The 21,996-nt window shown below is 63.1% G+C and carries 14 protein-coding genes and 1 pseudogene; 3 read left to right on the top strand and 12 right to left on the bottom strand.

Annotated features, from left to right (window positions below; genetic code table 11):
• Window positions 1-295 precede the first annotated feature (295 nt).
• On the bottom strand, window positions 296-442 hold the full coding sequence (locus FFI87_RS06060; protein ID WP_011656453.1) for a DUF3096 domain-containing protein: 147 nt from the start codon (window positions 440-442) through the stop codon (window positions 296-298).
• A 335-nt stretch (window positions 443-777) separates the two neighbouring features.
• Window positions 778-1,791, bottom strand: coding sequence for a hypothetical protein (locus FFI87_RS06055; protein ID WP_138848496.1), 1,014 nt, complete (start codon window positions 1,789-1,791; stop codon window positions 778-780).
• A 731-nt stretch (window positions 1,792-2,522) separates the two neighbouring features.
• Between FFI87_RS06055 and FFI87_RS06050 the strand changes: the two genes are divergently transcribed.
• On the top strand, window positions 2,523-3,326 hold the full coding sequence (locus FFI87_RS06050; protein WP_138847988.1) for a Crp/Fnr family transcriptional regulator: 804 nt from the start codon (window positions 2,523-2,525) through the stop codon (window positions 3,324-3,326).
• A 172-nt stretch (window positions 3,327-3,498) separates the two neighbouring features.
• Here the strand turns inward: FFI87_RS06050 and FFI87_RS06045 are convergent, their stop codons facing one another.
• From FFI87_RS06045 to FFI87_RS06030, 4 genes and pseudogenes are all read right to left on the bottom strand, one after another.
• Window positions 3,499-5,043, bottom strand: a complete 1,545-nt coding sequence (locus FFI87_RS06045) for a mannose-1-phosphate guanylyltransferase/mannose-6-phosphate isomerase (protein WP_138847989.1) — start codon at window positions 5,041-5,043, stop codon at window positions 3,499-3,501.
• Window positions 5,044-5,269: 226 nt separating this feature from the next.
• Window positions 5,270-6,649 (bottom strand): murein biosynthesis integral membrane protein MurJ, encoded by a 1,380-nt coding sequence (gene murJ / locus FFI87_RS06040; protein ID WP_138848497.1) that lies wholly within the window; start codon window positions 6,647-6,649, stop codon window positions 5,270-5,272.
• Window positions 6,650-6,653: 4 nt separating this feature from the next.
• A pseudogene (locus tag FFI87_RS06035) lies at window positions 6,654-7,859 on the bottom strand (glycosyltransferase family 4 protein); the annotation flags it as partial.
• A gap of 64 nt (window positions 7,860-7,923) precedes the next feature.
• The gene (locus tag FFI87_RS06030) at window positions 7,924-9,006 is read right to left on the bottom strand and encodes a sugar transferase (protein WP_138847991.1); all 1,083 of its coding nucleotides are present in this window, start codon (window positions 9,004-9,006) and stop codon (window positions 7,924-7,926) included.
• Between the two features lie 665 nt (window positions 9,007-9,671).
• Here FFI87_RS06030 and FFI87_RS06025 point away from each other — a divergent pair.
• Together FFI87_RS06025 and FFI87_RS06020 are read left to right on the top strand one after the other, a co-directional pair.
• Window positions 9,672-10,916 (top strand): glycosyltransferase family 4 protein, encoded by a 1,245-nt coding sequence (locus FFI87_RS06025; RefSeq protein WP_138847992.1) that lies wholly within the window; start codon window positions 9,672-9,674, stop codon window positions 10,914-10,916.
• Window positions 10,900-12,333, top strand: coding sequence for a hypothetical protein (locus tag FFI87_RS06020; protein ID WP_138847993.1), 1,434 nt, complete (start codon window positions 10,900-10,902; stop codon window positions 12,331-12,333). The genes FFI87_RS06025 and FFI87_RS06020 overlap by 17 nt, the downstream gene beginning before the upstream one ends.
• On the opposite strand, the gene FFI87_RS06015 is transcribed toward FFI87_RS06020, so the two are convergent.
• From FFI87_RS06015 to FFI87_RS05990, 6 genes are all read right to left on the bottom strand, one after another.
• A complete protein-coding gene (locus FFI87_RS06015; protein WP_138847994.1) occupies window positions 12,245-13,573 on the bottom strand; it encodes an O-antigen ligase family protein in 1,329 nt (442 codons plus the stop codon). The two genes, FFI87_RS06020 and FFI87_RS06015, sit on opposite strands and share 89 nt — an antisense overlap.
• Window positions 13,574-13,638: 65 nt before the next feature.
• Window positions 13,639-15,981 carry a polysaccharide biosynthesis tyrosine autokinase gene (locus FFI87_RS06010; protein WP_138847995.1) on the bottom strand — a complete coding sequence of 781 codons (2,343 nt, stop codon included), beginning with the start codon at window positions 15,979-15,981 and terminating at the stop codon, window positions 13,639-13,641.
• A gap of 172 nt (window positions 15,982-16,153) precedes the next feature.
• Window positions 16,154-17,038 carry a polysaccharide deacetylase family protein gene (locus FFI87_RS06005; RefSeq protein ID WP_138847996.1) on the bottom strand — a complete coding sequence of 295 codons (885 nt, stop codon included), beginning with the start codon at window positions 17,036-17,038 and terminating at the stop codon, window positions 16,154-16,156.
• A 79-nt stretch (window positions 17,039-17,117) separates the two neighbouring features.
• A complete protein-coding gene (locus FFI87_RS06000; protein WP_138847997.1) occupies window positions 17,118-18,386 on the bottom strand; it encodes an NAD(P)-binding domain-containing protein in 1,269 nt (422 codons plus the stop codon).
• Window positions 18,373-19,590 (bottom strand): carboxylate--amine ligase, encoded by a 1,218-nt coding sequence (locus FFI87_RS05995; protein WP_138847998.1) that lies wholly within the window; start codon window positions 19,588-19,590, stop codon window positions 18,373-18,375. The genes FFI87_RS06000 and FFI87_RS05995 overlap by 14 nt, the downstream gene beginning before the upstream one ends.
• Window positions 19,591-19,997: 407 nt before the next feature.
• Window positions 19,998-21,278 (bottom strand): polysaccharide biosynthesis/export family protein, encoded by a 1,281-nt coding sequence (locus FFI87_RS05990; RefSeq protein WP_138847999.1) that lies wholly within the window; start codon window positions 21,276-21,278, stop codon window positions 19,998-20,000.
• Between the last annotated feature and the right edge of the window lie 718 nt (window positions 21,279-21,996).

Below are 21,996 nucleotides of genomic sequence, written 5' to 3'. Positions count from 1 at the left end.
TTGATGTCGAGGCAGGCAAACTGCGTTGAAGTCCATCGACCGGCGCGCGTGTGCCGAGGGGGCAGCAACGATGTGCGGTGCGATGTGCGCGCCAAGTATCACATGGGGTCGGTTTCGTTGCAGTGAGGGTACGGTCGCGCGCTACGTAGCAGCGCCGATGCATGTGGCATGCAACATCAAAAAACCGCGAGCGCTTCATTCGTTTTCTCGCTCGCGGTTTTTTCAAATCGTCATTGGATCCGTATTCAAGCGATCGGTGCCCGTCGAATCGGGGACAGAGGCCGAAACGGGCTCGTCAGTGTATATGTCCTGCGAACAGTCCGAGCAATCCTATGATGATCAGGTAGATCGCAACGATGAAATTCAGCAAGCGCGGCACCACCAGAATCAGAATGCCAGCGATCAGCGAGACCAACGGGCTCAAGTTCGTGAATATGTGCATGGCGTTGCCCCTTAACAATAGATCGCGAAATCGACAATTGGAGCGCCTTGGACCCGTATTGCGCGACCCTGTGCTTCGTAGCCGCTCCTTTTCAACGCTGCACGCGATTCCGTGATGGGTGGGAGATTTTTACCGACGCAGGCAACCGGCACCCCGACCGGTTGTCAGTGCAACGTTTGTTTGCGTGTCGCAGCGATTTTCGTGCCTGCCCCAAGCAGGCGCTGCCGCTCCCCCGGCACGCTGGAATCCGGCAGCACCGCTCGAGGTGCGACGCTTGTGCCGCACCACCCATGAATTTCAAGTTGCGCCGCGAAACTGCGCGTGAGAATGAAGCCCTAGAAATTGCGGGCCAAGCCGACCATGAACATGTCCTGGTCCTTGTCGTTGCCGGTTGCGACGCGATTGAAGCGCAAGCTCGCCGCCCAATCGTTCGTGAGCTGGTAACTCACCTGCGCGCTGAGCAACGCATTGACTCTCGTTTTGCTCGACACTTCGTCCCGATCGTGCGAGAGATACGGACCTGCCCCTGCCGAAAGCGTCCATTTGGTCTTGATCGGCGCGACGTACCAGAGTTGCGCCGCCACACCTCTTCGGCCGGCGACGCCATTGTTGCCTTCGTAGACGAAGCTCGCCGAATAGGCCCACGCATTGCCGAGCGGCCGCTTGACTTCGACCATATAGCCCTTTTCGATCGGCACTTGCGGACGGTTCGTCTGCGACGTCCCCGCCCACACGCTGACCTGCGTCTTGCCGTCCGACAACGCCGGGCCGGGATCGCCGCCGAAATCCGAACCGATGCCGAACAGCACCGCGTCGGAATTGAATCCGCCAATCATCTGGACGTGGTTGTACTGCAGCTTGAGGAAGAAGCGATCGGGAACGATGTAATACCGCACGGCTGCTGACGCGCGCACACCCCAGCGCTTTTCATTGCGCGCCTGGTTGTCGACATGGGTCGTGTCGATGCCGAAATACGGCCCCGCCGACAATTCGACCGCCACGCGATTGCCAAGCGGCCAACGAAACGAACCCAGCGCGGCGAAGCCGTCACGGTGGTGATCCACCGGATGCCCCTCGTTCAAATAGGCGAGGTAGATCGAGAAGTAGTCGTTCAACACGTCGCCGAAGCCGACTTCGTAGGCGCGCCAATGCATATCGCCGCCGTCGGTCGCGCGTCCGTCGCCATACACCGCATAAGCGTTGATCGTTCTTTCCGATGGCTTGAACGCGGTCGGTGAGCTCGCGGGACCGTCCTCTGCATGCGCGTGGCCAACGCCTGCCAGAATCGCCAGACCGGCGATCGAGCTAGCGACGACGAAACGTGAATAGATGCGACGGCACTGTCCCATTTGGCCTCCCCACCTGAGCTGAACCCGGATGCTGGACGACGGTTGAACGAACTTCATGCGAATCGGATCCGGTACTGGACGTGGCCGCCGGCATTCCTCGAGCGACGAGAACCAGTGTGCGTTGAGGCGCCGGTGAAAGGCATTGGGGTATCGCCTAGCAAGGTGGCCACGAACGCACCCGACGGGCACGCCGTGAAAACAAAAAACCCGCGAGCGAGGCTGACGTTCGGCGACCTTGTGCGGGCCGCCATAGGGAAACCACCGTGAACACTTCTGAAACAATTCGATCCCGGCGGGATGCCGATTTGCCGCAGATGCAGCCGCCTGACGTGCGATGCGCAGCGGACGTGCGCGGGTCTTGGCCATGGAAACCCAATCGAATCAACCACCTCGGTTGAATCATCGGGAAGACCGCCGGGCCGCTCGCCGAAAACGGCGTTCGAAATTGAAACACAACTCAATCGTCGGTGTACGTATTTCCGCAAGCGCTCGCACGGACAACTGGTTGCACCATATCAGCGCTTGCTTTCCGTTCGATTGGCATGTTTCTAGCTTTAAACCTAGCCACTTGCTCGATAAATTCAGCATCTGCATCCGGGCCGCATAGCGTTGAATCGACACGCCGGTACTTCCCCTGCTCGCCGTTCATCCGGCAGATCATGGCTAGGCGCGCAAATCGGATGTGGATGCAACAAGCTGCGTCACATGCGGCTTCGGATGGAGAACTTGACATGTTGGCGCTGCAATCGGATCTTCACGGCAACCACCTCCTCAGCGCTTTGCCATACGATGAATGGCAAGCGCTCGCACCCCACCTCGAACTCGTTCGTTTGCGCGCGGAACAACTGCTGTATGACTCGGGGCAGCGGATCCATCACGTCTACTTCCCGACCACGGCAGTCATCTCCATCCTCTACACGATGGAAAACGGCGGCTCCGTCGAGGTTGCCGCAGTCGGCCGCGAAGGCATGACCGGCGTGCCCGTCCTGACCGGCGGCGAAGCGATGCCGAACCGCGTCCAGGTGCAGTACGCCGGCTTCGCGTATCGAATGAGCGCGCAGGCGCTCCGGCTCCATTTCGCGCGATCCGAGCGCATGCAGCGCCTGATGCTGCTCTACATGCACGCACTGCTCACCCAGATCGCACAGATGGCCGCGTGCAACCGGCACCATTCATTGAACAAGCAACTTTGCCGGTGGCTGCTGATCGAGGTCGACCGGGTCGACTCGTACGAACTGGCGGTCACCCAGCAACTGATCTCGGAAATGCTCGGCGTGCGGCGCGAGGGCGTCACCGAAGCGGCCGGAAAGCTGCATCGCGAAGGCCTCATCCTCCATCGCCGCGGCCATATCCGGGTGCTGGATCGCAACGGTCTCGAAGCGAACGCCTGCGAATGCTATGGACTCGTCAAGCGCGAGTTCGACCGCTTGTTTCCGCATCGGCACCGCGCGGCCCTGCCCGACGCAGGTACGGTCGGGCGGCCGGAGGGCGAAGCGGTTTGCAGCCTTACCCCGTTGCCCAGCCCCTCTCTCTAACCCCGCATGCGAAATGCGGCAGCGGTGCGCCGCGCCGCGAACGCGCGTCGGCGCGGGTTGCCGTGCCGTGCCGCGATGAACCGACGCGACGAAGCGATGCCCCGGCAGGCGCGGCACCAGGATAAGGCGGGCAACGCCGATGCGGCGGACGTCGCACGCGCTTCATTCGGCATCACGCGTGCGAGTCGCAGCGCCCATAGCTGTCATCGAAACGAACGATGTCGTCTTCGCCCAGATACGTGCCCGATTGAACCTCGATGATCTCGAGCGGGACTTTACCCGGATTCTCGAGCCGGTGACGCACGCCGACCGGGATAAAAGCCGACTCGTTTTCGGTAAGCAGCAGCTGCTCGTCACCGCGCGTGACGAGCGCGGTGCCACGCACGACGACCCAATGCTCCGCACGGTGGTGATGCATCTGCAACGACAGCCGCCCACCGGGCGATACGACAATATGCTTCACCTGAAAACGCTCGCCGCGATCGATCGAATCATAGAAGCCCCATGGACGATGCACCTTGCGATGCGAATCGGCCTCGGGCGCCCGCTCCGCCTTGATGCGCGCCACGAGCCGCTTCACGTCCTGCACGTGCGCCCGGTCGGCCACGAGCACCGCATCGGCCGTTTCCACCACGACGACATTGGTGGTACCCACGCATGCCACGAGGCGTCCGTTCGAATGAGCGTACGTGGAAGCCGCGCCTTCGAACATGACGCGTCCGCGTCCCACATTGCCGCAATCGTCCTTGTCGAGCGCGTCCCACACGCCATCCCACGAACCGAGGTCCGACCAGCCGGCGTCGAGCGGTATGACAACTCCGTCGCACTCCGATTCGGGCATGCCGATGCGCTCCATGACCGCATAATCGATCGAGTTCGCGTCGACGCGGGCGAACGCACCGGGCTCGGGATTGAAGACGCTGCCGCTGGACGCGCCGGCGACGAACGCAGCAAGACACGACTCGTGCATGTCCGGCTGCAGGCGTTGCAACGTCGCGAGCCAGACCGACGCGCGCAACACGAAGATGCCGCTGTTCCACCAGTAGCCGCCCGCCGCGAGGTACTCGGCGGCGCGCTCCGCCGATGGCTTCTCGACGAACCGCTCGATCCGGTGCGCGCCGTCGCCAATCGCGGCACCGACGCAGATGTACCCGAAAGCAGTCGCGGCATGGGTCGGCGGCACACCGAGCGTCGCGATCGCTCCCGCTTCCGCATGGCGCGCGGCCAGGGCAACGGCCCGCTTGAGCGCCGGCGTGTCCTTGATCAACTGGTCGGACGGCATGACGACCAGGATCGCGTCGTCGCCGGCCGCGCATGCGAACGAGGCCGCCAGTGTCAACGCGGGCGCGGTATCGCGCCGCACGGGCTCGACGATGAACCGAGCGTCGATCCCGCCCGCGCGCAGCTGCTCGGCGATCAGGAATTGAAGGTCGGCGCCGCACACGACGACAGGTGAGCCCGACACCTGCCAGCCGGCCGGGAGATCGGTCATTCGCGTCGCGGTGGCTTGCAGCAACGAATCCGATCCGACGACGTCGATCAGTTGCTTCGGATAATGCTCGCGCGAAACCGGCCATAGGCGTGTGCCCGAACCGCCGGCCAGAATGACCGGCAGAATCCGCGTACGCACCGGCGCCGTCGACTGATCGACGACCGGACCGCACTCCGGCTGCCGGCCTTCGTCGAGGTCGCACGTCTCTACTTGCAGTGATGACATGGTATCGCTCCGCTGTCGAGGAACGCGCCGCTGTCTCCCGCGACTGAAGCGCATTCGGACGCGCGATGCTTTCCGGACGATCGCGCCCGCCCTTTCATGCATTCACTCTAAGTCGCATCGATTTCGCAGACCGTGCGTAACGACACACTGGACGTTCGATTCGCGACATGCGTGGTTCATCATGTCGTCGCCGCCGCTCCACGGCCGCGCAGTGAACGGACGACGATCATGACTTTCGTTTGCCGCTCCGGGTGACCGTTCGAACGTGCCGATCCCAACCCATGAGCGATAGATGGTAGGCGAACGCGCTCGCGGCGGATGCCGCCGATGCGAGCACGATACCGACGATGCCGAGCCACTGGATCAACACGACATTGGCGAGCGCCTTGACGATGAAGCACACGATGGCCATGCCGGCCAATGCCTTCAGGCGCCCTTCGCTCGCGAACAGTTGCAGCAGCACCAGTTGTGCGAAATAAAACGGCAACTTCACGAGACTCCAGCGCACCAGATGGGCGACGGTGGCCGTGTCCGCGTCCGTGAACGCGCCGTGTTGAAAGATCAGCTTGATGACGATCGGCGCGAGCGGCCAGACGATCGCCGTCACCAGCACGCCAACGCCCAGCATCAGGAACGACCACTTGAGCGCCATCTCGCGTGCCCTCGCCGGCTCGCCGTTGCTCTGGATATCCGAGAACACCGGCAATGTCGCGCGGCCGATGGCCATCGCGCCGACGCCCTCGAGCAGCGCGATCAGCCGGCCCGAATAGGAGAGCGTCGCGATCGCGCCATCGCCGAGGCCCGCGACGAAATACTGATCGAGGGGCACCGCAAGGCTCAACACGAGTTGACACAGCATGAACATGCCGACCGTGCGATAGTTGCGCGACCATTGCGGCGAACGCAGCGAAAAAAAGAATCGGGTTTGCACACCGTCGGTGGCGCGCGCCAGCGCGGCGAGCCACGCCGCTTGCAGCAGGAAACCGATCGTCGTACCCCACATCAGCGGCGCGGGCGAATTCCCTTGCTGCCAGACGACCAGGAAGAGCAGCACCACGACGGCAGGCAGGGCCTCCAGCAACGTGTTGATGTGGCGCTCGCGCGCCTGCAGGCGCGCGGCGAACACGCAGATCGTCATCATCAGGATGCCGATCGGGCTCATCGTCATCATCATCGCGCGAGACATCTCGCGCGTCTCGCCGGACAGGTTGCGCTCGAACAGTCCGAGCACCCAGGGCCACGCAGCCAGCAACGCCGTTGCGCAGACGCTGCCGAACACCAGCGCCACCATCTGCAATTCGCCCAGAAAGCGGGCCTGCTCGCGCACGGGCTGCGTGCGTAATCCGACCAGCGTGGGCACCAGCATGATCTGAAGCCCGACGACGAATGCCGCCGGCAGAAAGGTAATCAGGTTGAACGTGAGCTGGTAGGCATCGACGACCGGGCTGATGCCGTAGTGGTAGGCGATCGCCATTTCCCGCAGCGCGGCCGCGACTTTGCCGAGCAAGACAAACGTCGAAATCCAGATCGCGCCCCGCGCGATCCGCAGATGGTCGGGGTGAAGCCGGGACAGGCGGCTCCGCCACGCTGCGATCTGTGCGATCAATTCATGCTCCCTCGAATGCACCGTGTGGCGAACATCGCGCGCGCGCCTCGCATATGGCGTTCTCGACGACCTGCAGAAACTCGGCTCTGAAGCGCTCCGCGGTAAAGCGAACCGCATTGCCGCGACACACCTCCGGACGCATCGGCTCATGCGCTTCGAAGCGCGCGATCGCATCGACGATCGCCGGCACGCTCTGCTGCATGAAAAACAGGCCCGTGCCGTAGTTCGGATCCTGCGACTCGATGACCGTTTCGAGCGCCCCGCCGCGGCCGTACGCGATGACCGGCGCGCCGCAGGCCTGCGCCTCCACGAGCGTGATGCCGAAATCCTCTTCCGCGGCGAACACGAACGCGCGCGTGCGCCGCATCAGGTCGATCAGCACGGGGGTCGGCTGATACCCGAGCAACGTGACGTTCGGCCCCGCCAGCGCCTTCGCCCGCTTGAAGTCGGGCCCGTCGCCGACGACGACCAGACGTCGATTGGGGAGGCTCGCGAACGCCTCGACGATCAACGGGATACGCTTGTACGGCACCATCCGCGACGCGATCAGATAGAAATCCTCACGGTGTATGCCGAGGTCGAAACGATCGACGTCTACCGGCGGATACACGACCGTCGAGCCGGCTCCATAGATCTTGCGAATCCGGCGGCCGATAAATTCCGAGTTCGCGACGAACGCATCGACACCATGCGCGGTGCGCTGATCCCAGATGCGCATGTAATGCAGCACGCTGCGTGCGAGCCAGCTCTTCGGCCCCTTCGTCACGCCGGCCTGCATCAGGTACTGGTGCTGAAGATCCCACGCGTAGCGGATAGGCGAATGCACGTAGCTGACATGGACCTGGTCGGGCCCGGTAATGACCCCCTTCGCAACCGCATGGCTCGACGAAATCACGAGGTCGTACGCGGAGAGATCGAACTGTTCGACGGCCAGCGGCATGAGCGGCAAGTACGTGCGAAAAGCCGTTCTCGCCCGAGGCAGATGCTGGATGAACGAGGTCTTCGCATGCTTGCCGCCCAGCGCGGCGCGATGCTCTTCGGGGAAGAAGTCGACGATGCTGAACAAGTCCGCGTCAGGCCAGATCCGGATGATCTGCTCCAGCACGCGTTCGGATCCGGCATACGTCGTCAGCCAGTCGTGCACGATCGCCACCCTGCCGAAGCGCGTTGAATCGCTGACGGCCGTATCGCTTTGCATCACATGAGCCATGTCGACATCTCTTCAGTATGTGCGTGAGGTAATCGATCCCGGCGACGGGATCGCGCCCGGGTGATCAGTACGCGCCGTGGCCCTTGACGACCACCTTGATCGTCTTGAACAGGATCACCACGTCCCGAAGGACCGACCAGTTCTTCACATAGTCCACATCCAGCGACACGCGCGTCGCATAGTCGGTATTGCTGCGGCCGCTGACCTGCCAAAGCCCCGTCATGCCGGGCCTGACCTGCAGGTAGTACTTGACGTCGGCGCCGTAACGCGCAAGCTCTTCATCGACGATCGGCCGCGGCCCCACCAGACTCATCTCTCCGCGCATCACGTTCCACAGCTGCGGCAGCTCGTCCAGGCTCGTGCGGCGCAGAAAGCGGCCGATACGTGTCACGCGGACATCGTTCTTGAGCTTGAAGCCACTCTCCCACTCGGCGCGAGCCTGAGGATCCGTGTCCAGAAGCTGCTTGAGCATCTGGTCCGCGTTCACGACCATCGAGCGGAACTTCATGCAGCGAAATTTGCGGCCATGCTGCCCGACGCGAACGTGTCCGTAGAACGCCGGCCCGCCGTCGCACCATACGACGACCATCAGCGTGATCAGCAGCGGCGACAGCACGACGAGCAGCAACGCACCGCCGACCACGTCGAAACAGCGCTTCACGATGTACCGCGCCGGCACGGACGGGCGCGCTTCGCCGGCCGATGCCGGGGCGGCGCCGCCGATTCCGTAGCCATGTGCCGTCTGCCCATGGCCGAGCCATGCCGGCCGCGCGACAGACAATGCAACGAGGGCGGCCGTATGTGAAACGAGAAGCGAAATCCCGCTCACCAGGGTCCAGTAGATGAACCACGGCAACAACGGCGGCGCGCTGCGATGAATCATGAACAGCAATACGAGGCCGCACAGCTGCACGACGAACCACGCGAGCGTCGTGCGGCTGATCGCGCTTGCGAGCGACTTCGTGCATCGCGCCGAGTAGGTGCCGCAAGCGGGGAACACCGACAGCGCAAGCGCGGCGACGAATGCGACCAACGAGGGATCCAGTCGGGGTGGACTGCCGATATCGGCCATACCGACATGGGATGTTCCGACCGCGCCCAACACGATCAACGTGACGTCGATCGCTCTGTGGAAATATCCAGGCATTTCAGCTTCCCCCAGCATTGCAGCCACCGCGACGGTCGTGCCACGAAACCGCCGACGTAGCCGGTCCTTCCGCTTATGACGACAGCACCGACCGAGGACTGGAAATGGCCGCTGGCCCGCGTCCCTTCGCTACTCGGCGTCTGTCGCCCGCCACCCCGATTCATGATCGATCGTACTGAAGGAAGCACGCGTGCTCTGTTATGAAACCCACAAAGAAATACCGTAATTCCGCAAAGCGTCTCTGGACGGCTCCTTTTAATTAATTCAAATGTTCATATCGAATCGGGCGGGCGAAATTCATACGATCATCGAACGAGCGATCGCGCCGTTATCCCGCGCAACGTTTCTCACTTGAAACCACGGATGCCCACCACACGCTGGTTCCACGCGCCGACGATTCACTCCTGCAACGTTTTTCATCGAATTAGGCATTTAAAAATGCCGCCTCTCCGCGCTTACCCTTGGCACGCCTCGTTTCTTTCACTGCTGGCATACCGCATGCTGACAAGTGGATCGGGAAAATCCGGCGCGTATTCGTGAATCAATGGCGGCACCACTCGAAATCGATCCGTTCCGGATCGAAGCCATTCCATTCATCCATCGCGATGCGCCCCGAAACCATCGCGTCCTGACCTATGGCGGATCGGCACGCTCCGAGGCCTCTTATGCAAAACAATCGCGTGCTGATCGTGAACGACTACGATGCCTTCGGCGGGGCCGAGCAGGTCTATCGGTTGTCGGTGGAGACGTTGCGGGAGATGCCCGATGTCGTGGTCGAGAAATTCGACAAGGGCGATGTCGCGGAGGTCAGTCTGACCGCCCATCCCGTATGGAACATTCGTGCCGCGCTGGCGCTTGACAGGACGATTCAACGGTTCATGCCGGATCGCATCTGGGTCCACAACTATCACGGCTACATGTCTTCGTCGATTCTCGGCGTGATCAGGCGAAACAGGCAGCGGTTCGGCTACAGGACCTATCTGACCTGCCACGACTACCACCTCGTGTTTCATAACCCGCTGATGCTCTATTACCCACGCGGGCGCGTGGTGCCGGTCGCGCTCGATGATATCGGCACGCTGCGTCCGCTGATGACACGCTCGAGCCCGCGCGGCTTCGTCTACGACACGCTCAGGAAAATGCACTGGCTGACCATGGACCGGCTGACCGATCCGCGCAGCGCCTTCGATCTGTTCCTGTGCCCGAGCGTGTTCATGCGCGAAGCGCTGCGCCGGCGCGGCATCACGAACAGCGTGTTCGTCCCCAATCCCGTCGCGATTCCGGAATGTCATCCACGGCGCGCCGGCCGACGCGATTCAGGCCTGCAACTCGCGTTCATCGGGCGAATTTCGGCGGAAAAGGGCATCGGCCAGTTCCTCGAGCTGCTGGCGGCCACGCAATTTCACGGCGTGCGGTGCATCACGCTGTTCGGCGACGGTCCCGACAGACGCCGGCTGGAAAGCCAGTACGCTTCGCTGATCGACGCAGGACGTGTGTCGTTCGCAGGCAGTCTGCCGCACGCCGAGCTGTTTCCGCGTGCGCGCGGACTCGACGCGCTGGTGCTCCCGTCGATTTGCGGCGAGAACGCGCCGCTGGTGATCGTCGAAGCGGCCGCGCTCGGCATGCCGATCCTGGTTCATGATCTCGGCAGCATGTCGACCTTCGGTGACGAAATCGGCAACAAGATCAAATACTCGTCGAACCCCGCCAGCCTCACGGCAGCACTCGATGCGCTCGCCGATCATCTCGCGAACGCGCAGCTGTCGTACGACGTGGGCTTGTACACGAAGTCGCGTTACGCGTGCGAGGTGATGCGTCACTTGTCGCTCGGCGAGCCGAACACCGCGCTGCTCCCCGAAGCGCACGATCCAGTCGCGAACGGAGCGCCCGCCCATGTGCCGTCCCGTTGAAATGACGCGCGCGGCGCGCGGCGCGTGCGTTGCGTTTGCGCTGGCGCTACTGGGGAACGCGCTGCCGGCATGGAGCGGAGCCGACACGAATCCTGCGCCGCGCACGTCGCCGGCGCGACACCGGATCACGGAGCTGATCGGCGCCAATGGATGGCCGGGCTCGGACGAAGATATTCCGTACTGGCAACGCATGGGCCTCCGCTGGGGACGCGATTCCGTCGGCCCGGGGCAACCCGGCCCGCACGACGGCCGGATCGATATTGACCGGACCGGCCCGAGCTACGGCGCGGAATTGCCGCCGATCCTGTTGCGCAACAACCGCAACGGCATCAAGTCCCTGCTGTTCGTCGGCTATACCCCGGCATGGAATGCGTCCGTGCCCGGAGACGGGTTTTCCGCGCCGAAGGACGTCGCGGTGTGGGAACGGTATGTCGAGGCCGTCGTGAAGAAGTATTCGGCACCGCCGTACAACGTCAAGTACTTCCAGATCTGGAATGAGGCAGCCGGCCCGCTTTCGGGCGGCTCGCCTCAAGCGTCGTTCTGGCATGGACCGGGCAACAACCGCAATCCGGCGCTGGCCCGCCCGTACCCCGACGCGATGCGCGACTATGTCGAGCGGATTCACATACCGGCCGCCCGAATCATCCGCAAGTATCACGCGTACGTCGTCTACGGCGGCTGGCCCGACCAGGGCGGCCTCGACAACTACATGCGCTGGCTCGAATACACCAGCCCCACCGCTCACGCGCGAATGCTCGATTGGGTCGACTATCTCGACGTCCATTATCTCGGCCTCGACAGCCTCGACCGGCTTTACCAGCGCTACGTTGCCACCGGCAAGGTGCGCGGCTTGTGGCAGACCGAGATGGGCGATACCTACATCGACAATCCGAATTACCTGCCCACGTACTTTTTCGATCTTGCCGCGTGGGCGCTCGACCGGAATTGGGACGACCCCGACAAATACGTGTCGATGATCTATCACTGGGATGGCAGCGAGCCGTACCGGCTCACGCATCGCGGGTCGACGCGCGTCTATAACGCGTCGGGGCGCTCACTGATCACGCTCAGGTCCGTCTTGTCGGGCCCGCTCGCTGCGTTTCATCACCGGATCGAATTCAGTCCCGAACTGTCCGGCAACGCGCTGATCTCCGGCGACAGCATCGTGTTCCAGGTCGGCGGCACACCCGGGCGCAGATGGCTTTCGGTCGACGGCCTGCCGGCACCGGCATCGGGCCGGTTTCGCATCGATTACGTCGATGCCATCCTCGGCACGCCGATTCCGGAACCGCGTCTCGTGTCGTCCTGGGCCGGCAGTCACCTGTCGATCAGCTTCTACGTACCGGAGCCGCGACCCGGCGCTGACGACAAACCGTGCCCGTGTCTTGGCTATCTCGTCGTGACGCCGCTGCCGTAAGCGCCACGCCGCGCGTCGCGGGACGCGCCACTTTTGCCACCGCACCCGCGCGCCGCACGCGCCAGGACAGCAGCAACGACACGACCAGCGCGAGAATCAGGACATTCGACGGCGTGGTCAGGCGGTGCTCCGTCGTGCCCATCGCGAGCAGACACACCGATGACAACTCGACGAACGTATACGCGCCGACACTGCTGCGGCGCGCAGGCAGTGTCGATGCGGCGCCTTCCACTGCCCATTTGACGAGATGCCAATAGAAGGCCAACATCAGCGCGAGACCGATCACGCCCAGCTCCGCGGCGATATGCAGGTAGGAATTGTGTGCATGCGCATCGGTATGGAACACGGAGACGTCCCGCGGCTGGCCGACCACACCGAAATAGTTCACGACGTCATGCACTTCGTCGTCGAACGACCCGACACCCATCCCGATGATCGGGCTTGCCTCGAAATACGCCAATGCCCGCGGCCACAGCCATCCGAAGCGCACGTCCACGTTGGCCGTTTTCGCGTCCACATCCCGCACCGTGTGCTCGTGGGCCATGTAGTCGACTGCCGATTGCGTGTGATTCCAGGCCGCGCCGAAGGAGAACGCCACTGCCGCGGCCATCAGCACCGCGACCAACCAGCGCTTGCGGCCCAGCAACAGGTACGCGATTGCGGTCGCCATCCCCAGCATCGATCCGCGACTGTAGGTGGAAAACACGAACATCGCGTTGAGGACCAGCAACCCGAGCACGAGCTTGTCGTGGCGCTTCACGTAACAGGACAGGCCGAGACAGAACAGCATCGCGAGGAAACCGCCGGCGGCGTTACGGGCAATGAAGTAGCTGCCGAACGAGTCGTTGGCGTTCGAGAATATCGCCAACAGGCCGTTTTGCGCGACATAGACGGCATAGGGCGGCAGGTTCGCGAGCACGGCAAACACGAAGAAGCGTCTCAGCGCCTTGTCGAGATCCAGCTCGTGCGAATACAGGCAACCGGCAAGAATCGGCGCATAAGACACGAAGAAGTTGCCGTCGTGGCGGTAGAAGTCGTACGACAGCAACGCTTGCGGGTCGTAAAGCAGCGTCGATCCCAACGCCAACAGCCCGAAGACTGACAAGCATGTCACGAACGGCGGATAGCGCCGGTCGAACAAGCGCCACGCGCAGAGGCAAATCGGCGCGAAGCCGATCGCACTGACCGGGATGAAGTTCGTGATGCTGAAAAGCAGCGCGAGGAGCGTGATGTAGACCACGGGAAGCAGCTCGAATGGTGTCGGATAGTGTTCTCACCGGCGCCCTTGGGGCGCCGGCGACGTCGTTACGTGATTTGCCACCTGGCCGGCTCGTCGGCGATATAGGCGCTCGTGTATTGGTAAAGGCGCTTGTCGCTGCGCCGGATCGCGACGGCATTGAACACCGGGCCGATCACGCGCGCGCCTGCCCGCTCGAGGCGGCTCAGTGTTTCCTCGATCTCGCGCTCGGTCTGCACGTTTGCACGCAGCACGAGAATCGTCGCGTCGGCGCTGCCCGCTGCCATCGACGCATCGCTGACGGCCAGCACCGGCGGGGAATCGACGATGACGAAGTCGAAACCGGCACGGAACTCGTTCAGCAATTCGTTCATCCGCGGCGTCGACAGCAATACCGACGGATTGGCGGTATACGGCCCCGTCGAGATGAACGACAACCTGCCGTCGATGATCGGCCGAATCGCCTGACGTGCTTCGATGTGCCCGGCCAGCAGATCGGCAAGACCGCATGCGCGCGGCTGCCCGAAGCGCGCAGCGAGATTGCCGCGCCGCAAGTCGGCGTCGATCAGAAGCACCCGACTGCCCGTTTCCGCCAGGAGCACGGCAAGGTTGGACGCGACGAAGCTCTTGCCGGTCGACGGCGTCGGGCTCGTGATCACCAGCACCTTGCTGGGCAACTCCGCCATCTCGCTGACGACCGCGGTGCGCACGCAGCGCAGCGCCTCGACCGAGACATCCTGAGGGCACCGCATCGCCAGCAGCGTGGCGCGCAAGTCGCACATCGGCGGCGCGGCTTCATCCGGGACGCCTGCACGTCCGTCCGGAATCCGGGGAGCCGACGCATCGCCGCACGACTCCGGCTCGCGTTGCATTGCATCGACCTGCTGCAGGCAACGCGAAAGCCTGACCTGTTCTTCGCTGAACGGGATCACGCCCAGACCGGATAGCCGGAAGCGCCGCTCCACGGCAACCGGATCTTCGATCTTCGACGAGAACCGGCGCGGAACGGTGACGAACAACACGCCGCACATGAGCCCCAGCACGCCGCCTATGGGGATGATGAAGGCGCTCTGCGGCTTGATCGGCGCCGCGGGTCGCACGGCGGCATCGAGAATGTGCGCGTTGCCGATCGTGCCCGCACGCGTGACCGACAACTCGTTTGCCTTGCCGACCATTGCCACGTAGATCTGCTCGGCCACTTTCGCATCGCGTGTCAGATCGGCCGACTGGCGCGCGGCGGCAGGCATGCTGGCAAAGCGGGCCTCGAAATTGCGCTTCGCCATGTTGAGCTGGCCGAGCTGCTGATCGATAGTCCGGACTTGGGCGCTCTCCGTCGTGAAGCGCTCGAGCATTTGCGTGCGCTGAATCGAGAGCGTCGCGATCTGTCGGTCGAAGTCCATGATCCCTTGCAGATAGACCTGGCTCTCGCTGGCCGGCTGCAGCGAAGCGGTCGTCGCCTGATGCTTGGTGAGCTTGTCTTCCGCCTCCTTCATCTCGGTACGCAGGCGCGGCAGCTCGCCGTTGACGAAGGCCAGCATCCGGGTGGCCTCGTCCTGACGGTACGCAATATGCGAGGCCATGTAGTTCTGCGCGATATCGTTGGCGACCGCGGTGGCACGCGCGGGGTCGGCACTTTCGTAGGAAACCTTGATGAGGCCGGTATCCGCGCCCTGCTCGCTCACCCGCAGATCGCGCAAGAAGCGCTGCATGGCGTCGATGTCGTTATAACGGACGACGCCGAAGCGCATCCCCGACCGTGCCACCAGTTGCGTAATCAGGATCCGCACGCCATTGCCGGACGCCTCCTTGCCCACCGTCCCTTCCACCAGCACCCGTCCATTCGGATCGGCAAGCCGATAGCCGCCATGTTGCAGCGCGATCAATTCCAGTTCCTTGCTCTCGAGACTGGCCGGCACATCCAGGACGGCAATATCGGCTCGCTCTCCGCCCCAGCCGTAGTCGCTCAGTCCCAGCCAGGGCGCGGCGAGATGGCCGGGCGTCGCAAATCGCTCGGCAATCTGGCCGAGCACCGGCACCGTACGCGGCGTAACGGACACGAACAACCGGTATTGCTCGATGATCGGCGTCAGCACCGAGCGGCTGCGGATGATTTGTATTTCGGTCTGGCTCAGCTGCGCCATCGGCGTGGCTGGCTGCTGGGTCTGCGCGGTCGGCTGCGCAGCGATGCCCAGCCCGCCGGAATTCGATCGATCGACCTGCAGAACCGCATCGGCGGAGTAAACGCGCGTGGCGAACACGCAGTAAAGGCTCGCCGCTATCGTCACCGCCGCGGCGATGAGGATGACGGTCCAGATATTGTCGATGACGAAACGCATCATCTCCTTCGGAGACGAACCGCCGGTTTCATCGCTGGCATCGATCGTCCCCATTTCAAGCTGTCGGGCAATCATGTCGAATACTCCTTATGCACGACTCTTTCGAAATCCGAAATATCTGCAAGCCACGTCGTCCGTCTTGCGATATCCGTAGTCTGTCATCGGCTGGCGCCGTGTATGTTCACCAGCGCACATTGCACGTTCCATATCGCGGGGGCGCTGGCGTATCGACAGGGTCGCGGCCGGATCAGAACTGGGGAAAATGCCCGCGCAAACCGCCGCCCTTGCGCAGATAACCCAGAAACGGCGGGATGCCCGTCAAATTGCAGATGAACCACCTGAGCGATGCGCGATCGTCGATGATGATGGTTTTCAGACGAAACGCGTCGCTACGGTGATCGTTCCAGCCGACATCGCAGGTTCGCGCACTCTTGTACCCCGCCGCCTTCAGCAGATTGATTTCCCGCTTGCCGTAATTGCCGTTCGGATAGGCGAAGTGTTCGCAACGGGTGCCGGTCAACGCCTCGACTTCACGCCGGGATTCGATGATTTCCTCTTTGCATTCGCTATCGCCGCAGCGCGTCAGTATCGGGTGAAAGCGCGTATGCGCCTGAAAATCCACGAATGGACGCATCGCTTCGAGCTGCTCCAGGTTCAGCCCCGTCGGCTCGTCGTCGCCATCCTGATCAAAGCCGTGCACACGTAGCTCGGCGAGGCGTTGATCGTTCGCGAGTCGCTTCAGGCGCTCGACGCCAAGCCGCTCCGCGGCTGGATGCAACCACCAGTGTCTGCGCGCTCGGCAGACAATACGGCTGCACAGGAAAATCGTCGGCCGCACCTTGTGCTTGATGAAGATCGGCAGCAGGCGGGCATTCCCGGCCAGTCCGTCGTCGAACGTGATGGCCGCGCGCGGACGCCCGTTCCCCGGCAAACCGCGTGCGTCGAGCGGCACGAGATCGCAAATGGTTTTCAGGTAGGTGAGGTGTCGATCCAGCGTCGCCGGATCGGGGTCGTGGTAGAGCAGGATCGCCACGCGATCGCGCCATAGCAACACGCGAACCATATGGTCGATGCCGAACATCATCACACATCGCGAAAGGATCTCTTTCAATATTGCTTTACCCGAGATCATCGTCGACTCTCCGTATCGTTGCATTCGGGCAACCGATTCGAATGGTTTCGTTCAGCCACGGTGCGCTGGTGCCGGTTTCCTATAACGAACCGTCTCGCTCGCTCGTCGGCTCGAGGAGTTGGCCTGGCGCGCCGCGCCATCCGATCTTCGCCGTCTCGCTTCGGTGCGCGTCGCCGATGTGCGATGCCACGTGCGGAGCGGCGTGTTTTGCCCCGTAGACGAAGCGCATCACCGGACCAAAGGATTGCGCGGAAGCCGGGCCGATCACGTAAAGTCCGCGCACCGTCGTCTCGAAGTGGCTCGTCAGCTCCGGCCCGCCGCTGAAGAGCGAAATCGACTCCATGATTTCTTTCGAAATGAACGTGTGCCGCGTCATGTCGGTCTTGAATCCGGTGGCGACAATGACATGCGAAGCCGTGACGGTCGACTCTCCGTTCCCGTTCGCGACCCGCAGCGCCACCTTGTCGTCGTCGATTGCCGCGCTTCGCACTTCCGTGCCGACGGCGATCGGGATTTTGTCGACGACGCGATCATGCAGCCACCACGCGCCGGACGGGCCATGCAATCGTTCGATTAGATGCTTGCGCAATCGCGGGCTCAGCGCGTGAAAGACCCGCGGATATTCGCAGAGCACATGCGTTCGCCAGCCACGGCCCAGGCCTGCGTCCGGACTCCGCATTTTCGACACGAACGAGCGCTCGGTTTCCGGCGTCGGATTCCAGTCCACCGACTGATCTCGCACCAGCACGCGAACGGTTGCGCCCACTTCGTTCAGAAGTGCAGCCAGCCCGAGCGCCGATTGCCCGCCACCGACGATGACGATGTCCCGTCCAGCGGCCCACGTCAGGCTGCCGTACTTTTCGGAATGCGACACGTAGGTATCCGGCAATCCCTGCAGCGCCGGCGGTGTGTGGGCAAATCCCTTGAGGCCCAGCGCCATCACCACCCTGCGCGCGTCCAGCGTGCTGCCGTCGCTCAGGCTCAGGCTGAAGCCATCGTCGCTGCGGCGCAGGTCGACGACTTCGACAGGCCGGGTCTCGACGGCCAGGGCAGATTGAAACCAAAGCCCGTAGTCCACGAAGGTTTCCAATGTCACCTTCATGCCCACCGGCTGATACGGGATGCCCTTCACCCGGCAATAGTCCTTCAGCGTATAACCGCGTCGCGGCGCACAGAGATTCGAAGCAAATGCCTCCGAGCGCATGAGCATGCCGGGCGGCATGTAGTTTCGCCACGCGCACATCGGCTGACCGAGGATTTGATGCGGCACGCCGGCGGCCTTCAGATGTGTCGCGAGCGACAAGCCGTACGGACCTGCGCCAATGATTACCGTGTCAGTCGATGGCATTCTTTGCCTCCCTGAGTATTTGTCGAGCAATCCGCGTACGCTTTTTTTCCCGCCATCCTCTGACTACGCGGCGCAGAGGACCGATCGCGCAGTAAAACTGCAACGCCGGCAACGGATCGTTCCATCGGAAGTAGCCGTCGATCATCCTCGTATCGGCACCCGTCAGGCGGGGCGGAGGCCGGTCGAGGAAGGTCGCGCGCCACGCGACCGCTGCATGATTCGTTTGATCGGGCAATGGCGGAAAGCCGAGTTCGTATCGATACGCGGCCGCGGGAATATTGACCCCGCACAGCGTCGCGATTTCCTCCTGCCAATCCGTCCTTCCGACGGTCGGCTCGATCATCACGAATTCCTTGTAGTTGTCGTCCCATTTGTATTCCATGCTGCCCATGCCGACCATGCCCGCACGCTCCGCGAAGTCCAGCGTCATTGGCTCGAGGACGTCGCGCGCTTCATCCGCGGCGACGCAAATCGCCGTATTGCCGATGTCGGGGGGATCGCTCAGGAGCTTGCGGCCGGTGAACACGCTGACGACTTCGCCGCCCGCTCCGCGATAGAAGAGTGTGAAATGGATATTGCTGCCTGGCCCCTCGATCCATTCCTGCGCGACGATGCCGCCCGGTGAACTGAGCATGACGACCGCGTGTTCACGCGCCTCGCTCAAAGTCCGCACGCGCACCGCCCGCTCTTTCTTCCCCGTCAGTACGTAGCGCTTGTCGTCGGGCTTCAGCACGCACGGAAAGCGCAACTCGGCGAGCAGCCCGAGGTCGGCCTGCGTCTGCAGAATGACGGAGCGCGGGACCGGGAAACCGTGCTGCCACGCAAATTCATGAAACGACGACTTGCTGCTCAGGAGCTTGACGTTGCGATCCTCGGGTAGACAGAAGCAGAACCATTTCGCCAGCTCGTCGCGGTTCTCGGAAACGGAATGAACGGCATCCTCGTCCGTCAGCAGGAGCACCGGGGGACGCTCGAACATCGCGCCGAGACGGGCCATGTCGTCGACAAACTTCCGCCCCACGAAGCTTCGGATCAAATGCCCGCGGACATGGCGCGACCACAAGGCCGGCCCGATTCGTTTGCAATCCACCGCGACGATCGGAACCCGCTCGCGGGCGAGCGAGCGGACAACGCCCAGCCCGTTGAGCGAGCAGCCGACCACGACAACCGCGACCTTCTGGTCAGAATCGTATGCGTGCGACATGGAAACGTCTCCATCGATTGTGTCTTTCATCCGCCGAATCCCGTCGGCACCCCTTTCGTGTTCGTCAAAGCCCGGCATGCGCATCGGTCGACGGGGAAACGCCTTCGTGCGCATCGGCAAATGGCCCGGACTCGATGAATCGAATCAGGTGACGCATCTCAATGAAGAAGGTTATGCGCACGTTGCCTCCGTTACGGTGTGTTAGAGCACACTCGCATACGAGCGGCGATGCGAGACCAAGTCTTGAGAGATTCGTCGATATAGGTGTATGAACAACCAATGGCATGACGCGTACGCTTCGTCGTTCCAACAACATGATCGATGGGATGGACGCGATCATTCAGCGCGCCGCCGGGGCGGCGCGCTGAATGATCGGAAAACGAAGGGTTACAGGGTCCCGCCCGCCGTCAGTACGCAGCGTTTCGACCGGTGGCGAGGGTCTGCGCGCTCGGCAGGAGCATGTTGATGACGCGGCTCCAGCGAACGAGCGGCGACGCATCGACGAACACGACATCGTTCGGCTTCAGTTCGAAGTCGTTGGCCAGCGCCATTGCAACCGGCGATCGAGCGTCGAGATGGAAAATTTCCGGTTTGCCAGGACGCTTGTTGCGCACGACATACACCTGCCCGGCATCGCCCGAGTATTGGCTGACCCCGCCGGCGGACCCGAGGGCCTCGTTCAGCGACAGCCGTCCGTTGTTGAGCGGCAGCGAGGTCGCGCGCCCAACCTCGCCCAGCACGAACACCTTTCGGTCGTTCACGGAGTACACGCGCACGAGGTCGCCGTCGCGCAGCAGGATCTTGTCCGGATTGATGCCCTTTTCGATCATCGCGGCGATGTCGACGACGGCGGTATCGTCGCCACGCGTCACCGCGACCGCCGCACGATCGCCGTTGGCGGTAAAGCCACCCGCCCGGTTGATCGCCTCGGGCAACGTCATCGGCAGGTCGTTGAGGATCTGGATGCCCGGGTTGCGCACTTCTCCGTCGAGATAGACGCGCTTGCTGCGATATGCCTGTATGCGCAGCGTCACCTGCGGGTTGCGGATATAGCGCGCGATCTTCGACGCCAGCAGGTCGCGCGCTTTCATCTCGGTCAGGCCGCTCAGCTTGATCGGGCCTGCATAGGCAAATTGCACGTTGCCACCGGAATCGACCGTGTAGCCGGCGACGACCGAGTTCGATCCGGCTGCGTCCACGCCGGCGCCGATCGTCGGGGGCGGCATGTTGAGCTCCGGATGATCCCAGACGACGATGCTCAACACATCGCCGGGACCGAGCGTATAGGGGCCGGGCCGGGCAAACAGTTTGCGCACGTTCGTCGGAATGCCCGGTTCGACGGCGGCGCGTTCGGTACGGATGAGCTCGTCATTGATCTCGATCAGCGAGCCCGCGGGGGCCGCATCGCGTCCGGATGCAGCCGAGCCCTTCCCGCCAGTGCCTCTGGCATCGTGGACCGCCCGCGACGCGTCGCCAAACCGTGCCGTGGGCGCGGCGCCCCCTGCCGAACTGTCGCTGAAGCTCATGCCCGGCGCCAGCGTGCATCCGTTCAGCACGACCGCCGCGATCGTCAGGACCGCCAGCCACGACGTGCCCGCTGCCACGGCGGCCACTGGCCGACAAGCAGCCGTCCTGCCGCCGGATTCGAGCCCCGGCGCTTTCGCCCGTTCACGTCGATTATGTAACATCGCGTCATACCTCTTCGTATCGAGGCAGCAATGCATGAGCACCACTGCCGAGGTTGCGTGTATGCGGGCACCGGCCATTCATACGATCGCAAGGGCCGCAGCGTTCCGCGCAATGCAGTGCGGACGCGTGAGCGCTCACCCTTCAGAGGGCGAGCCGCTGCCATGCAGGCACAGCGCTCATATGCGTCGGCGTTGGCCTTGCCTCCGAGCGCCAGCGAGAAGCGTGCCACCCATCGGAAATCCAGCCCCTTTGAGGGATACCGGGCCGCGCGCATGAGAATCGCGACGCAAAAACGCGTTTTCGTTTCAAACCTGCTACGTGCCGTGTCGGGCGCGCGCTGATTTGCCGGAGCGGACGGGGCCGTTTGCGCGCGCGGCTCGGGCGGCGCACGGGCCGTGCAACGGACGGCAGAGCCGGCAACCGACTCTCGTCCAGCACCGTTGCACACGCACGCGTCGGATGCCGGCCGACATGCGGACTGCGATACGCGCGGCCGCGCAACGCACCGGGAACGGTTCCGGTGTATCCGCGCTGAAACAAGCGCGCGTGTTTCTCTGCGTGTCAGAGTCGGTCGGTCAAGGAACTGCGCTTGCGCGGGATCGGCACGGTAGCCCCGGATGGCAAAATGCACCCGACGGCACGCCGTGAAAACAAAAAACCCGCGAGAGACGCTTGTTTCTCGCGGGTCTTTGAAGCTTCGTGGAATCACACGGAAGC

The sequence above is a fragment of the Burkholderia sp. KBS0801 genome, assembly GCF_005937855.2.
Classification (GTDB): Bacteria; Pseudomonadota; Gammaproteobacteria; order Burkholderiales; family Burkholderiaceae; genus Burkholderia; species Burkholderia ambifaria.
Note: the sequence above shows the minus strand (reverse complement) of the source record. Positions and strands in the feature narration are given on the sequence as shown.